The following is a 15,985-nucleotide window of genomic DNA, read 5'->3' on the forward strand; positions in this document are numbered from 1 at the left end:
TCCGTAGAATGGGCTATTGTCCCGGAGGTTATGCGGACAGGAGCAAAGATTAACGAAATACGTTTTGCCGTGCCTTGCGCTCCGTACCTATTCCTTCCCCTTCTGCTCAAGCGCAGCCTTCAGCAGTTCGCCGAGGTTCGAGCCGATCGACTCCGGCTTGCTGTATTGCTGGAGCAGCTTCCGTTCCTCGCGCTTGTTCACATGCTTCGCGTCCTTTTTGAGCGTTTCGGTAATGCCGCAGCCAAGGCACTGGACATACATGCCGGCCTTGCCTTCCTTCAGCTCCATCTTCTTATGGCACTGCGGGCAGCGCCGGTTCGACAGCCGCTTCTCGCCGGAGCGCTTGTAGCCGCAGTCCTCGCTCGGGCAGACGAGCAGCTTGCCGCGCTTCGTCTTCTTCTCGAGCAGACGCGTGCCGCAGTCCGGGCAGTGGCTGTTCGAGACGTTATGCGGCTTGTATTCCACATCGCTTCCCTTGACCTCGGTTACCAGCTTCTTCGTCATATCCCGGATGCCCCGCAGGAACGGCTCGGGCTTGCCCTGCCCCTTCGCGATCCGCTCCAGCTCGGCTTCCCAGCGGGCGGTCAGCTCCGGCGTCCGCAGCTCCGGCGCCACCAGCTCGATGAGCTGCTTGCCCTTCCCGGTCGGATGCAGGGACGAGCCCTGGCGCTCGATCGTATCCGAGCTGACCAGCTTCTCGATGATGTCCGCCCGCGTCGCCGGCGTGCCGAGGCCGTGCTTCTCCATCTGCGACAGGAGCGCCGCCTCCGTGTAGCGCTTCGGCGGCTGGGTGCGCCCCGGCTTCAGGATGCAGCGGGCAACCTTCACCGGCTGGCCTTCCTTCAGCTCGGGCAGCAGCTTGCCTCCCGGAGCCGAACCTTGTGCGTCGTCATCCTCGCCATCAGCGTCATCGTCATAATCGCCGCCGTACACCTCGCGCCACCCGCTGTCTTTGACCGTCGTCCCTTTCGCATGAAACGTCTCGCCTTCGATCTGAACGGTGACGGCGACTTGATCGTACCGTGCCGGCGGATAGAACAGGCTGATGAAGCGGCGGACGATAAGGTCGTACAGCTTACGCTCATCCGCCGTGAGCTGGTTCAGCAGCACCGTCTGCTCCGTCGGGATAATCGCATGGTGATCCGTTACCTTGCTGTCGTCTACGACCCGCTTGCCCGGCGACAGGCTCTTGCGGAGCAGCGGACGGGCCAGCGCCGCATAGGGCCCCACCGCGATGCTCGACAGCCGCTCCTTCAGCGTTCCGACCATGTCGGAGGTCAAATAACGGCTGTCCGTACGCGGATAGGTCACGAGCTTATGCTGCTCGTACAGCCGCTGCAGGACGTTCGACGTCTGCTTGGCCGAGAAGCCGAACCGGCGGTTCGCATCCCGCTGCAGCTCGGTCAAATCGTACGCTAACGGATGCGGCTCGTTCTTCTCGCTCTTTTTCACGCTGACAATCTTCCCCGAGGCGCCCTCCAGCTTCTGCTTGAGCTTCGCTGCGCGCTCCTTCTCGAACAGACGGCCGTCTCCCCCGGCTGCCCGCCAGGAAGCCTCGAAGCTGCCGAGATCGACCTGCAGCGTCTCATATTCCTGGGAGCGGAAGTTTATGATTTCCTTCTCCCGGTCCATAATCATGCCAAGCGTCGGCGTCTGAACCCGGCCCGCCGAGAGCTGGGCATTAAATTTCGTGGTCAGCGCCCGCGTCACGTTCAGCCCGACCATCCAATCCGCCTCCGCCCGGCACCGCGCCGACTCGTACAGGCGGTCGAACTGCTGGCCCGGCTTCAGGGAAGCAAAGCCTTCCTTGATCGCCTTATCCGTCTGGGATGATATCCACAGCCGCTTGAAGGGCTTGTTCCACTTCGCCATTTTCAGAATCCAGCGCGCCAGCAGCTCGCCCTCGCGGGCGGCATCCGTCGCAATGATCAGCTCGCCGATATCCTGGCGTTTCATCAGATGCTGCACGTTCTTGTATTGATGGCTGGTCTCTCTGAGCACTTTAAGCCGCATGGAATCCGGCAGAATCGGCAAATCCTCCAGCGCCCAGGTCTGATATTTCTTATCATAGTCCTCCGGCTCCGCCAGGCCGATCAAATGCCCGAGCGCCCAGGTTACGACGTATTTCGGTCCTTCGAAATAGCTCTTATGCTTCTCGCGGCTGCCCATCACCCGGGCAATTTCCTTGGCCACGGACGGCTTCTCCGCCAATACCAATACTTTCATAGCTCTCCCCTTCCTCTGTATCCCTATTATAACCTCCTCCCCGTATTTTCCACAAAAAAAGAGACGCGCTTTGGCTCCACCTTAAGGCGGCAGCAAAACGGCCTCATGCCACTTATCCGATACTTCGCTAACCCCATACTCCTCATGTCCTGCAATCGCAAGGACAAACTCTGATAACAATCCAAGCCTGGCCAATATTGCACCAGCCCGTAAACCATTAACATCATGAAGAATTAAGGTTAGGACGATTTTTCGTCCTGTCGGTTCCTCTATTGCTTCTGATTCTCTTCCACGTAACGCCCTTGCTCCGGCACGGCCAGCTCGTCAAAATCCCGGGCCAGGCGCTTCAGCGACACCGCCAGCTCTTCGCCCGACATCGGCACCCCATGCCCCGTCACCGCAAGCGCAGGATTCAGCGCTTCCAGCCGGCGCACCGATTCCCTTGCCGCATCCCAGTCCGGGGTAAAATACATCGGCGGTCCGTGAAGCTCCTTCTCCTGGCTGATCACCGCCAGCGCCGATTCCTGCTGGACCGTAATGATCGCGTCCCCCGCGATCAGCGTGCGGTCCCGTTCGCGGAACAGCGAGATATGCCCCGGGCTGTGCCCCGGCGTCGGAATCCAGCGCCATTCCGGCAAGCCTGGCACCGTGCCGTCCATCGGCAGCGGGTGGATCCGCGAGCCGAGATCGATCGCCCGGTTCGGATACATCGGCGCTAACCGTGCCATCAAGCCGCCGCCCACGCTCGGATCGCCGGGAGGATAGTCTTCGCGCCCCGTCAAATACGGCAGCTCTATTTCATGGGCATAAACGGGCACATCCCAGCGGTCCGCCAGCTCCTTCACATTGCCGACATGATCGAAATGGCCATGCGTTAGCACGATACTTACAGGCGGCCGCCCAAACCGCTTCTCCGCCGCCTCGGCAATCGAGCCTTCAAAATTACCGATGCCGGTATCCACCAGCACCCAGTCGCCCGAGCCGGGCGAACCGACCATCTGAAGATTGACGATCATCGTGCGAAGATTGATAAGATCGGGAAGCACCTCTTCGGTATCCACCGCTCCTGTATTCAGCATGCTGTGTTCGTTCATGCTTCTAACGCCTCCTTTTTTCCGTTAATGCGCTCTTGGTTATAACATACCCGTTTTCGCGCATTTCAACGTGAGAAGGGAGCGGTTATTGAATGATTTTGTTCAATCGTTCCAGATAACGCCAGCGCGTTATAAAGAAATACACGATCTGGACGGTCAGGAAGAACAAGAAAATCTTGAGGCTGTGGCCCACAATCGAGAAATCGACGAGCTGCTGAAGCGCGACGAACGCAACCCCGCTGTGTATAAGCGCGATAAGCATCGGCAGGAAAAACATGATCAGTAACTGCCTGGTCACGATGGTTCCAAGCTCCTTACGGCTCAATCCCACCTTCGCGATCATTTGGTACTGCTGCTCATCCCGTGCCAGATCGGCATACAGACGGAAATAAACAAAGCTTGCCGCAAAGGTGAAGAAGACGATGCCGACCAGGCCGCTGACCATCAGCAAAATGCCGTTTTTCTGCTGGGCGCTTTTCCAATCAATGTACAAGGAGTTCAGGTAATAGCTGTAATCGCCGCTTTCGTTGAACCGCTCCACCATCGCTCTTGTCGCATCCCCGGTATCCTTCCAGTTTTTAACGTAAAACGCATGGAAGATGACGAAGCCGTACTCCCCCTGCTCCTCCTGTGTTTTTTTCACCTTCTCGTACAGGCTGTCCGATACGACAAACTGCTCGCCATAGCCCTGAGGCACGGCGATAAACGTTTCCGCTTTGGCTATCTGAAGCGTGACCGCCTCTTTGCCGGTCTCAAGCTCGATCTCCTCATACGCTGGCCCATGGATTCTGTAGCTGTTTTTTTCCGTAACGGTGCTGGGCGTCAGAATCGCCTCATGCTCGCCTAAAGTCTCCGCCGGGTACCCGAGGGATCGGATCAGCTCATTATACTCGCTAAGCTTGACCAGCTTCATGCCGTTCGCCGAGAAAATCGGCTGCACCGACGTTTCGTTATAGTCGAATCCGCCCTTCTCCAGCTCCTCCCTGATGATCGACAAATGCTGATTCCCGAGCTTCGCTTCCTCCTCGAAATAGGGATACGTATAAGCATATGGATTTTCCATGGCCGACAGCCCCGGATCCCCGATCGCCAGCGTTGTTCCGATTCCCGTAAAGGCTGAAGCCGAGATGATCGACACGAGGAAGAACATGACGGCGTTATCCTTGATCCGGTACATCAGCTCGGAAATGGTCAGCAGATTGGTTTTGCGGAAGAAAAATCTCTCCTTCTTCTGCAGATACCGCATAAAATAAACGCTGAACTGGGTGAAGAGGAAATACGTTCCCAGAATGACCAGCGCTACCCCACCGAACAGGAGCAGGAAGTTGAAGATTTGCAGTACGGCAAACGCCATAACCACGCCGTATCCTGCAGCGATCAGCAGCACCGCCAGGACAGCCAGCCAAGGCGAAGCCTTCGGCTGCGGCTTGGGACTCTCCTCCGCCTTAACCAGCGCAAGCAGCGTTCCCTTTCGAAGCATGACCGAGGAGAACAAGGCGATCAGGAGGAACAGCACCGCATAAGCCACCGCCGTCAGCAGGAGCGCCTTTAGCGGAAAATAAAACGGCAGCCCGTTATCCACCGCCAGCACCTTGGCGCTGATCAACAGAATGAGCTTGGAGAACAGCACGCCGGTTCCAATACCTGCCACGATTGCCGCCGCCCCGATCAGGAGGTTCTCGATGAACAGCATCCGGTTCAGCTGCTTCCGGGACATGCCGAGGATCAGCAGAATCCCGAACTCCCGCTTGCGGAGCTTAATGAAGGCCCCGACGGAGTACAGCAGGAAGAAGAATGAAAAGATGAATACGATATATTGCGACACCGTCATGCCTATCGTTCCGAGCTCGCTCATCGTGCCGCTGGAGGAAACGATCCCGTCCTTGAGCTCGGGGTGAAACGCTAGCAGGCCGTAGGTGAAGAAAATCATCACGGAGAAGGCGCTGCTCAGAAAATGCGCAATATAGGTCCGCTTGCTCCGCAGAACGTTATTAATGGCGAACTGGCGAAAATTCATGTCCCGAACCTCCCAGCAGTGACAGCACATTAATAATTTTCTGATAAAAGGCGGACTGATTGTCCCCGCTCGTTATCTCGTTATACAGCTGGCCGTCCTTGATAAAAATGACCCGATTGCAATAGCTCGCCGCTACCGGGTCATGCGTGACCAGGAGCATCGTGACCTTGTCCTCTTTGTTTCGGCGGTCCATGATCTCCATCACGTCCCGCGCCGACTTGGAATCCAGGTTGCCGGTCGGCTCATCCGCGAGCACCAGCTTCGGCACGTGGATCATCGCGCGGGCGACGGCCGTCCGCTGCGCCTGCCCGCCCGAAATCTCGTAGGTCCGTTTGTTCAGGATGGAGGTAATGCCGAGCTTATCGGCCAGCACTTCGACACGGCGGTTCATTTCCTCAAGTTCGATACCGTCAAGTGCAAGCGGGAGCACAATGTTCTCCTTCACCGTGAGCGTATTGAGCAGATTGAAGGACTGAAAGACGAAACCGAGCTCGCGGCGGCGGAACATCGCCAGCTGATCCTGCGACAGCCGGAACGGATCTTCTCCGCCGATCCGGATCTCTCCGGAGGTAGGCCGGTCGATCGTCGAGATCATGTTGAGCAGGGTTGTTTTCCCGCTGCCAGACGGCCCCATAATGCCGACGAACTCCCCTTCCTCGATGCTTAAATTAATATTCGACAGCGCTTCGTGGGACACGGCCGCCTTATAGACTTTGCCCAGATTGCGCACGGATAGAATTTCCATGAAATAAACCTCGCTTTCAAAAATTGGCTTTCGCTCGTAAGGCTAGTGTAGCGCATGCCCCTCTAAGCTCCTATCGATCCGTCTTTCACGAATCTTACATCGATGTAAGATTCGTTTTTAGTGCCCGTGCATCATCCCGGCACAACGTTCAAGAACGCCTTGCGGACACAAAAAAACCTTATCGCCGGGTTCAAGATGTCCGCAGGGGGATCATCATGATCATCGGGATAAGGTTCGCGGCTGGATCCTTCTTCCGCCTTATAATCCGAATCACTGCAGAAACAGGAGCCTTATGGTCGTCCCCTGCCCGGGCTCGGATTCCAGCTCGATTCGATGGTTCATTTTCCGAACGACCTCGCTGACCAGGTAAAGGCCCATCCCGGTCGACTCCTTCAGCTTCCTGCCGTTCTCCCCCGTATAGAACGGATCGAATACCCGCTTGATATCGGATTTCGGAATGCCCATCCCCCGGTCCGTCACCTCCAACACCACTTGGCGCCGATCCTTGGAGTAGAACGCCTGGACCGTAACCTTTAGCCCGGAACCGGACGAATACTTGATGGCATTGGACAGCAGCTGCATGAGAATGAAGCGGAGCCATTTTGCATCCGTCTGAACAGTGAGAGCGGGATCGATGATCACCTCCGGGTAGACATGGCTGTGAATGAAATAGCGCTTGTTCTCATGCACTGCGTCCACCGCAGCCTGGTGAAGCTTGACCGGCTCCACGCTGAAATCCTGTTCGAAGGTTTCCAGCCGCGACATGTACAGCACCATATCCAGGCCGCGCCGAATGCGGTCGGACTCCTCGGAGATGCTCCTGTAGCCGTCGTTGTCGTCCTCCTGGGTAATCATCTCGATGACGGAGAGCGGCGTTTTCATCTGATGCACCCATTGGTTCATAAATATGAGATGCTCCCGCCGCCGGCGCTCCCATTCCTCCATCTGGTTCCGGTATTGGCGGTATTGCTCCTCCATGAGCTCGCTGAGAGCGGTCGGCAGCGGGGCCGATTCGTTGTGCTTGATGGATTCCTCCAGCGAGATTAGGGGCTGCGATAAACGCTCATAGAAGTCCCGGTGGGTGTAAAACCGGAATGCCAAATATCCCCCCATCACGGAAAGCCCCAGCAGCACCGCGTACGAGGCCGTCACGGGATGATCATAGCCGTCGTACCAGAATACGAGGAGCACCACCAACAGCTCCGCGGCCGTAAACAGGATCAGCGGCAGATGCTCGCGCCAGAACAGCCTCTTCATTGCGGCCTCTGCCAGACGGGATGCAGCCTGTACCCGGAGCCCCGTACCGTTTCTAACGCGCCTTCGATGCCCAGCTCCATCAACCGTTTTCGTACCCGGTTAATGTTTACGCTGAGCGTATTGTCATCCACGAATGTATCGTCCCACAGCTTCTCCAGGATCGTCTCGCGGGTGACAAGGCGCGGGCTCCGGGCCAGCAGCGTCTCCAGCAGGATCGTTTCCTTCTTCGTAAGCGGCGACGTTTGTCCGTTCAGCTGGAGCTCCATCCGTTCAGGGTAAAGGACCAGCCCTTCCTTCTCCACCGTTCGTTCGCCGGAGCCGGGGGCATAGTCGCCGTATACCCGCCGCAGCTGGCTGTGGATCTTGGCAATGACGATGTCATACGCGAACGGCTTCGTAATGTAATCGTCGGCTCCGTTCTCCAGCGCCCGCAGCTGGTCGGGGGTTCCGTTTCTTGCGGAAATAAATATAATCGGGCACGTGGACATCGACCGGATCTGGCGGCACCAGAAATACCCGTCATAGCTGGGCAGATTGACATCCAGCAATACGAGATGCGGCTTGATTTCCCGGAACCGCTCAAGCACATGATCGAACTCCCGGATGATGATGCCTTCATTTCCGTACCTTGCGATCTGCGATTCAAGCAAACCCGCCAGCTTCGGATCATCCTCCACGATCATGATTTTGTACATCATCCTTCCCCCTCATGGCATGCAAGGCCAGAAGCGTAATTATCGCTTCACCTCGTCTTTTACTGTTTCGTCTTTTACTGTTTCCTTTTAACGAGCGCGGCTTCGAAAAAGTTTGTTCCCTCCGGGGAAACGCCCTGCACAAAAATCCGCCCTCCGGTTTCGCCGGAGCGCCGGACGATGATCGTGTCCTTCAGCCTTGCCTCGTGGTTGTAGGTAATTTTGAATCCGGTGACCTTATCGCCCTGCAGCTCCGGCTCATCCAGCACGTCCATGCACAAGTCGGCATAGCGTGCGTTATTCAAATGACCATTCACGTCGATTCCGCTGTATCGGACCACGGTCGTATAGGCTTCCCCGAGCTCGATGCCTTCCGGCAATACCGCCTTGCTCGGCAGCTCCCCTACGGAATCCTGCCCGATGGGAACGTCATACGGAAACATGGATGGACGCAAAATTTTCCGTTTCTGAATATCCACCAGCGTCCATACCGAACGGGCGCCGCCCACCTGCTCCCCATGATCGTTCATAATCCGGTAATCCCGGTGCCAGAGCACCCCTTTGGAGCCGCGGCTCCAGGTCTCCACATGTATGGTTTCCATATCGCGTGGAATGCTTGTCATATCCGCTTCAAGCGTAATGAGCATCCAGCCGAGTCCCCGCTCAATCATCTCCTCGCGATCGATTCCCAGCGCCTCGATATGCTTGTCCGCCGCTCTTTGCATAATGCTCAGCAGCGACGACCAGCGGCAGTCTCCCCTGAAATCCGCATCCACGGATTGAATCGTATACGTCTCGGTCCATTTCTCTACCATAGCCTTAACTCCATCTCCTTTTATTAGCCTAAGCCCGCTGCAACATTTCAAGGATATCAATTCCCGTCCGTTTTTCAAAGCAGTACTCCCAAAGGTTGAGGCTGCTGGAATAAAGTAATACATTCGAGTTTTGGGGTTACCCGGTTTAAAAGTCACTTCTTTGGTTAATAGTAAGGCACAAACAACTATAACTTATACGAGGTGATAAACATGAGTTTTCTGTGGTCATTAATCGTAGGCGGTATTATCGGATGGATCGCGGGCTTGATTATGGGAAGAGACATCCCTGGCGGTATTATCGGTAACATCATCGCCGGCTTTGTCGGCGCATGGCTCGGCGGCCTGCTGCTGGGCGAGTGGGGCCCTGAGATGGGCGGCTTCTACCTCGTGCCTGCATTGATTGGTGCCGTGGTGCTCGTCTTTATCGTCAGCCTGATCATGGGCTCGATGAGACGTAACCGTTCCTAATCTTTGCCTCGGGTTAAACCCCATTGGCGCGGGCATGGAGAACGTTCCTTTGCGTTCAAACATAAGGGACCAATGAATAGCTCCAGCCCTTCAATATTGGGTATACGTTAAAAGATGCAGAAACAGGGTGCCGCAAGCCTTCAGCTTGCTTGGCACCCTGTTTTGCTGCGATTGAAGTCCACTCCTTTAGGGGAGGGGCAATCCGTGCTTCTTAGCGTAGTTCCCCCAATGAGGCTTGCGGCCGTCGATATCGGAGAAGCCGTATTCATCCGATAAATCCCAGCTGGTCAGCGCTCTCCCGCTCTTCTCCGACACCTTCGGATCTGCGGCAAGCGCCGCCACCGCCTGTCCGATCAAGTAGGGCGTCTCCGACTCGATGAAATGCGGATCCTTCGCCACGGCATCCTGCCAATTATCCTCGCCGACCCCGAAATGCGCAAGCATTTGCTCGGATCGGAGGAACCCCGGGGTAACCGACAACGCCGTCACGTTATAGGGACTAAGCTCGGCCGCCATTGCTTCCGCCAGGTGGATGCCCGATATTTTCGCAAGGCTGTAATATAGATTGCCCCGGTAACGATAAGTGGAGCCGTCCGTGATTTCAATGACAAGTCCGCTCCCTTGCTGGACCATAAGCGGCACACCGTAATAACTGGTCATGAGATGGGAGGTAACGGCCCGCTCCTGCATAAGCAGGCCGTCCGACAGGAACTGCTCCCAGAAGGGAACGTTCCAATGCGTCAGATGCTCGCCGCCCCATACATCGTTCACGAGAATGTCCAATTGACCGTTTTGTTCTTCGCTCACGCGCTCAAACAAAGCCTTTACCTGCGCCTCGACTGTATGGTCGCATTTTACCGGAATGCCGACACCGCCGCGCTCCGTCACCATGTCCGCCGTATCCTCAATGGTCTCGGGACGATTTATGTCCGATTTCTGTCCTCGGACGCTGCGGCCGGTGCAATAAACGGTCGCTCCCGCTGCTCCGAGCATAACCGCAATCGCCCGGCCCGCTCCCCGGGTTGAGCCTGCTACGACCGCAACCTTCCCCTTCAATGGCTTCGTTTCCAAGGTTTCCATGGATAATACCTCCCGCATGTTTGATTTCGAAATTCGCATGCTTACGGCCATTATTTTATCCTTCATATATGACATCCATTGTCTTATATCCATGCTACAATGAATGAAATTATCGAAATCGAGGTGACGCCTTCATGCGAGCTGACCGTCTGCTGTCGATCATGCTGATGCTACAGAACGGGGGGAAAAAGAATACGCGTTATCTGGCCGAGCAGCTGGAGGTATCGGAGCGGACCATCATCCGCGATATGGAGAGCCTCAGCGCAGCCGGCATTCCGGTATATGCCGAGCGGGGCCAGGCAGGGGGATGGATGCTCGAGGAAAGCTATCGGACGAATCTGACGGGGATGACGCGGGAGGAGCTGATTTCGCTTCTCATATCAAGCCACAGCCCGCTGATCGGCGACCTGGAGATCGGCAAGCAATTTGATGCCGCCTATCAGAAGCTGCTGGCGTCTTCTCCACGGTCCATTCGGCAGGACGCCGAGATGATCCGGGAGAAAATCCATATCGATGGCGCTGGCTGGCACTCCTTCAATCAATCGCATCCATACTTAACGGTCATTCAGGAGGCGCTGTGGGAGAACCGCAAGCTGCGGATCCATTATATGAAGGGAGACGAACGGGTGGAGCGCATCGTACATCCGCTCGGCCTTGTCGCCAAACGAAATACCTGGTATCTTGCTGCCGATACGCAGGAGGGACTCCGGACATACCGCGTCTCAAGAATAGCCGATGCCTTGGTGCTTGAGGATACGTTCATCCGGCCGGAGGGCTTCGATCTCGGTCGTTATTGGGAAGAGTCGGTCGCGAGCTTTAAGCGGAACTTGCCCAGCTACACCGCACGGGTCGAGATGACGAAGTCCCTGATCAAGCGCTTTGAAAGAGAGCGGTATGTCAAAATCCTCCATCAAGAGCCCCTCGCACAGGAAGGCTGGATCGAAGCCGATCTGGAGCTTGAAACGCTGGAATCCGCTTCGGCCTTCCTGTTAAGCTGCGGCGCGGAGATTAAAGTGCTCGCCCCTCAGGAGCTCCGCGATCATGTAAGCTCGGCCGCGAAAGCGATATGCCGGCTGTACGAGTAAAGGCATGGGCAAGACGAAAGCCGGCCGACTCTCGATGAACAGAGAGCGGCCGGCGTTTTAAGAGGATCATTTTATGGGGTGAATATGATAGGGCATGAATTTATCGTTTGGTGTTTAACGGCTTTAAATTCGCTTCGATCGCTTCACGCTTCCCTTCGAGGAACGGCGGCAGGGCGAGGGTTTCTCCCAGGTGGTCGACATGCTCATCGGTATCGAATCCCGGGCCGTCGGTAGCCACTTCGAACAAGATGCCGTTCGGCTCCCTGAAATACAGGGAACGGAAGTAGTATCGGTCGACATATCCCGAATTCGGGAAGCCGACGGCGCCGATCTGCTGAATCCATGCCTTCAGCTCCTCCTCGTCCTCTACCCGGAAGGCTACGTGGTGAACGCCCCCGCGTCCGAGGCGCTCCCGAGGGAGGTCAGTCCGCTCTTCCACATGAACCTCGGCACCGGTCCCCCCTTCTCCGGTCTCGAATACGACAATGTCCGGCTGACCCTGGGCCGGGGAGGCGTACTGGCCTTTGCGCCGGAAGCCCATCAGCTCCGTGAGCACCTGCACCGTTGGCTGCGCGTTCGGTACGGTCAGCTGAACGGGACCCAGGCCGATAATCGCGTATTCCGGCGGCACCGGCCCTTTTGCCCACGGACGGCCCCCGGCTACGCCCTCATTGTTCTCATCGGACACAAGTATGATCCGCTGTCCCTCAAAGTCCCTGAACGCCAAGGTAAGCCTTCCGGCGCGTTCCTTCACGTCCTCGCGCTCAACGCCGTGCTGATCCAGACGCTCCGCCCAATAGGTCAGCGCTTGATCGCTCGGCACCCGCAGCGAAGTGGCGGAAATGCTGTTGTTTCCCTCACGCGTCCGTCCCGCCATCGGAATTTCGAAGAAGGTAAGCTCTGTTCCGGGATTCCCCTTCTCATCGCCGTAAAATAAATGATATACCGACACGTCGTCCTGATTGACCGTCTTCTTGACGAGTCTCATCCCCATAATTTCAGTATAAAAGTCAAAATTATTGGAAGCCGACGCGGTCAGTGCGGAAACGTGGTGAATGCCTTTAAACTCCATGATGATTACCTCCTTGGGTGATCTGGCTTGATCTTGATTGCCGTGAATTCGGGACAGGTTCAGCGGTTCTCCTGTTCGTTCAGCCTTGCGGTTCGCGGGACGGAACGACTCCTTGACTCGTAACGATGCCGTTGTAAAATTGACGCCCGGCTCCTTCGAAACAACGCCTTGCTCTTATTTGAGTTTTGAGGTGCTTGTGGAATCAGTTTAGACCCAAAAGGAATGAACGTCAAGTCTTAATTTTAAGATTTATAAAATAAAGATATATTCGGTGTAAAAGGCATCCATATTAACAACATAAACATCAAAACAGGTGCCCCTCCCTTATCGTTAGGAAAAACACACCTGTTAATGCACCCTCGCATTCTATTTCATACCGCACTTCTTCATACCATACTTCGTTACACCATACTTCGTTACACCATACTTCGTTACACCATACTTCGTTACAGCCGCCTGAAGCCCCGACTTACATAGCCGTTGTGGCCTCCTCACGGTATTCGGAAGGCGTCTTGCCCGTTATTTTCTTGAACACCTGCGTAAAATACCTCGGATCCTGATAGCCGACAAGCGGCGCAACCTGATACACCTTAACATTGGTATTACGCAGGATGCTCTTGGCCTTCTCGATCCGGCACTCCGTCAAATACTCCAGGAAGGTATACCCCGTCGTCTGCTTGAACAGCGTGCAAAAATGGCCAATGCTCAAATCGGACAGCTCGGATACTTCCTCGATGCTGAGATCCTTCTGGTAATGCTCGGCAATGTACGCCTTGGCTTTGCCGATGACAGCCTGGACGTTGTCCCGGGAGTGGCCGGTTCGGCTATCGGTCATCCATTGGCCGAAACGCGATTTCATGACATCCATCAGCTCCTGCAGCGTCTGGGATGATTGGAACTGCTGCAGCAGTTCCTCCAGAGACCATTCGAACGTCACCTTCATATGCTCGAATTGCCGATACAGCACGACGCTCAGCTCAAACAGCAAACGTTCCGCCATTTCGCGGCTGATGGCATGCTCGCCGATATACGCCTTGGTTTCGTCCAAGAGCTCAAGCAGACGCTCCTTGTTGAGCGTACGGATGCTTTCCACCATGAGCGACTCCAGCTGCTTGGGATATTTCAATCCGCCTGACTGCTCCGCTTCGGATTCCCCTCCTCCCGGGAACACGCCCTCCGCTCCCGTATAAAACCGCCGGTACAAAGCCCTCACCGCCGTTTCGTACGCCACGCCGAGCCGGTCGATACCGGCCATGCCGCCGCTGAAGCCGACGGAGCAGGACAGCTTCGTATATCGCTTGATCAGCCCGACCAGATCCCGCCCGATTGTCTCCTGCCGGTCGCGGGTCAAGCTTGGGAGCAGCAGCACCCACTCCCCGCTGCGGAACGGAAATACCGTTAGGCCTCCATTCATCACCGACCATTCCTCCAGCACATTGCGCACCGCAAACAGCCACAGCCGCTTCTCGTCCATCGACCACTGCTGGTTCAGCCGCGGATAGTGATCCAGCTGAATCACGGCCATTGTATAGCCGTCCTCGAGCTCGCTGTCTTCGAGCCACTGCATATGCTGGAGCGGGCTTCGGCTGCCCTCGATGAATTCCGTCAGCATCCGCTCGCGGGCAAGCAAGGACAGAACCTTAACCGAATGCAGCATCCGGTCGTCGGCCATTTGCCGCTCCAGCGTCTTGGCGGCCCTGGCAATCGTCTCGGTCAGCTCCTCATGATCGATCGGCTTCAGCAAGTAATCGAAGGCGCCCTCACGGAGTGCTTCCCTTGCGTATTCGAACTCGCCGTAACCGCTGATGAAGATAATGAGGCGCCTGGATTGGTCGGCCTTCAGCTCTTTCATCAGCGTAATCCCGTCCATGCCCGGCATGCGGATATCGCTAATGACCAAATGCGGCGAAAGCTCTCGCGCGAGCTTCAGCGCACTGTCACCGCTCTTCGCTTCCCCAACGACCTCGAGGTCGAGCTCATCCCAAGGAATCGCCGCCTTCAGGCTGCGCAGTATCATCGGTTCATCGTCGACCAGCATCACTCTGAATTTTCCGTCCGACCCTCCCATAGCCGTCCCCCCTTGCCCCCTATTATTCGATTACCGCATTTCTTCGCAGCTGCCAATACCGCACCGAGGACGCCTGAATTTCCTCCAGCGCCGCCGCAGCATCCATCCGTCCGCCGATCATCTCCTCGACCACTTTAAGAAAGGTCCGCGTAACCTCCGGCGACAGCTGGTTGTCATAAGGTATGAAGGTGCTGGGCGACTGCTCCATCAGCTCGATCACCTGGGCGAAGACCGGCCCCGTCTCGTTGGCGTCAAACGTAATTTTCATCGAAGGGACGCGCAGTCCCTCATACACTAGGCGGGTCTGGACCTCCGGCGTATAGAACATCTGCAGCAGCTCCAGCGCTGCCTGCTTCTTCAGCTCATCCATATTAGAGGACAGACCGATTCCGATCGTATATCCGCCGGCCAAGGAGCGGGCTTCGCCTGGGCGGAGCGACGGAAACGGAATGACGCCGACCTCCTGCTGAAATTCAGGGCGGTCCTCATTCTGAAACAGCGTGATGTCCCAGCTGCCGTTCAAATACATCGCCGCCTTACCTTCGGTAAACAAAGCGATCGCCTCTTCCGTGGAAAGATCATTGGCTCCCTCGCTGAAAGCGCCTTGCCCGATCCACGATTCAAGGTCATGGAACGCCTGAAGATAGGGCTCGTTATGAAAGCTCACCCCATCCTGTCCCTCGACCAGCCTGCCGATCAGCCCGGGACCCGCATGGCGATCCATGAAATATTGCGCGAATATCCCGGCCGGCCAGCGGTCCTCGTTCCCTAGCGCAAACGGAATCAGCCCGTTCTCCCTCAGCACCCGGATCGCCTCGCTCAAGTCGCTCATCGTCTCCGGAGGCTCAAGCCCCAGCTTCCGAAACAACGTCCTGTTGTAATAAATCGGCTCCGCATGGCCTTCAAACGGCAGACCGTACACCCTGCCTTCCAGCGTCCAGTGATGAAGATCCTTAAATTGATCCGCGAGGCCGTTCTCCTTTAAAAAGTCCGTCAAATCCATCAGCCGGTTCGATCTCGCGTAAGGGATGATCTCCGCACCTCCGAACAGCACGAACATATCCGGCGGCGTTCCCGTCACCATCTCGCTCTTCAGCTTCTGCTCGCGGTGGATCGTCTGATCGATGCTCTCGAAGTTTATTTTCACGTTTGGATGCGCTTTCTCATACGTGCGCACGATGGATTCGAAAATATCCAGCACCGGCTTGTCATGCTCCTTGTTCCAGAAGTGGCGGAACGTCAGCGTTATTTTCTCGGGTGCGGCTTCCTGTGCCGGCTCATGCTGCCGCAGCGTAATCCACACGACGGAGAGCGCCAAAAGAGAGGCGTACACAACAATCCAGCCCCAATTCCAAAACCATCTCAA

General features: G+C 56.2%; 13 protein-coding genes. 2 read left to right on the forward strand and 11 right to left on the reverse strand.

Annotation, left to right across the window (positions count from 1 at the left end; all coding sequences use genetic code 11):
• Positions 1-87: 87 nt before the first annotated feature.
• The 7 genes from NSQ46_RS26035 to NSQ46_RS26065 form a co-directional block, all read right to left on the reverse strand.
• Positions 88-2,226 carry a DNA topoisomerase III gene (locus NSQ46_RS26035; protein ID WP_007132739.1) on the reverse strand — a complete coding sequence of 713 codons (2,139 nt, stop codon included), beginning with the start codon at positions 2,224-2,226 and terminating at the stop codon, positions 88-90.
• Between the two features lie 269 nt (positions 2,227-2,495).
• The gene (locus NSQ46_RS26040; protein ID WP_007132740.1) at positions 2,496-3,320 is read right to left on the reverse strand and encodes an MBL fold metallo-hydrolase; all 825 of its coding nucleotides are present in this window, start codon (positions 3,318-3,320) and stop codon (positions 2,496-2,498) included.
• 85 nt (positions 3,321-3,405) lie between these two features.
• Positions 3,406-5,337, reverse strand: a complete 1,932-nt coding sequence (locus NSQ46_RS26045) for an ABC transporter permease (RefSeq protein WP_342575289.1) — start codon at positions 5,335-5,337, stop codon at positions 3,406-3,408.
• Positions 5,312-6,082: an ABC transporter ATP-binding protein gene (locus NSQ46_RS26050; RefSeq protein ID WP_007132742.1), complete on the reverse strand. Its 771-nt coding sequence runs from the start codon at positions 6,080-6,082 to the stop codon at positions 5,312-5,314. Before NSQ46_RS26050 ends, NSQ46_RS26045 begins: the two co-directional genes overlap by 26 nt.
• 270 nt (positions 6,083-6,352) lie before the next feature.
• Positions 6,353-7,339 carry a sensor histidine kinase gene (locus NSQ46_RS26055; protein ID WP_028406387.1) on the reverse strand — a complete coding sequence of 329 codons (987 nt, stop codon included), beginning with the start codon at positions 7,337-7,339 and terminating at the stop codon, positions 6,353-6,355.
• Complete coding sequence (locus NSQ46_RS26060; protein WP_251537871.1) at positions 7,336-8,034, reverse strand: response regulator transcription factor; 699 nt, start codon at positions 8,032-8,034, stop codon at positions 7,336-7,338. The genes NSQ46_RS26055 and NSQ46_RS26060 overlap by 4 nt, the downstream gene beginning before the upstream one ends.
• 74 nt (positions 8,035-8,108) lie before the next feature.
• Positions 8,109-8,846, reverse strand: a complete 738-nt coding sequence (locus NSQ46_RS26065; RefSeq protein WP_028406389.1) for an acyl-ACP thioesterase domain-containing protein — start codon at positions 8,844-8,846, stop codon at positions 8,109-8,111.
• A gap of 210 nt (positions 8,847-9,056) precedes the next feature.
• On the opposite strand from NSQ46_RS26065, the gene NSQ46_RS26070 reads away from it, so the two are divergent.
• Positions 9,057-9,314: a GlsB/YeaQ/YmgE family stress response membrane protein gene (locus NSQ46_RS26070; protein ID WP_007132746.1), complete on the forward strand. Its 258-nt coding sequence runs from the start codon at positions 9,057-9,059 to the stop codon at positions 9,312-9,314.
• A 186-nt stretch (positions 9,315-9,500) separates the two neighbouring features.
• Here NSQ46_RS26070 and NSQ46_RS26075 read toward each other — a convergent pair whose 3' ends face one another.
• On the reverse strand, positions 9,501-10,394 hold the full coding sequence (locus NSQ46_RS26075; RefSeq protein ID WP_007132747.1) for an SDR family oxidoreductase: 894 nt from the start codon (positions 10,392-10,394) through the stop codon (positions 9,501-9,503).
• A 134-nt stretch (positions 10,395-10,528) separates the two neighbouring features.
• Between NSQ46_RS26075 and NSQ46_RS26080 the strand changes: the two genes are divergently transcribed.
• Positions 10,529-11,479: a YafY family protein gene (locus tag NSQ46_RS26080; protein WP_028406390.1), complete on the forward strand. Its 951-nt coding sequence runs from the start codon at positions 10,529-10,531 to the stop codon at positions 11,477-11,479.
• A 100-nt stretch (positions 11,480-11,579) separates the two neighbouring features.
• Here NSQ46_RS26080 and NSQ46_RS26085 read toward each other — a convergent pair whose 3' ends face one another.
• The 3 genes from NSQ46_RS26085 to NSQ46_RS26095 all read right to left on the reverse strand — a co-directional run bounded on the left by NSQ46_RS26085 (position 11,580) and on the right by NSQ46_RS26095 (position 15,985).
• Positions 11,580-12,551 carry a ring-cleaving dioxygenase gene (locus NSQ46_RS26085; RefSeq protein ID WP_007132749.1) on the reverse strand — a complete coding sequence of 324 codons (972 nt, stop codon included), beginning with the start codon at positions 12,549-12,551 and terminating at the stop codon, positions 11,580-11,582.
• Positions 12,552-13,020: 469 nt separating this feature from the next.
• Positions 13,021-14,619: a response regulator gene (locus tag NSQ46_RS26090; protein ID WP_007132750.1), complete on the reverse strand. Its 1,599-nt coding sequence runs from the start codon at positions 14,617-14,619 to the stop codon at positions 13,021-13,023.
• 22 nt (positions 14,620-14,641) lie between these two features.
• On the reverse strand, positions 14,642-15,985 hold the full coding sequence (locus tag NSQ46_RS26095) for an extracellular solute-binding protein (RefSeq protein WP_028406391.1): 1,344 nt from the start codon (positions 15,983-15,985) through the stop codon (positions 14,642-14,644).

This window comes from Paenibacillus sp. FSL M8-0142, assembly GCF_038597315.1.
Classification (GTDB): domain Bacteria; phylum Bacillota; class Bacilli; order Paenibacillales; family Paenibacillaceae; genus Paenibacillus_AQ; species Paenibacillus_AQ lactis.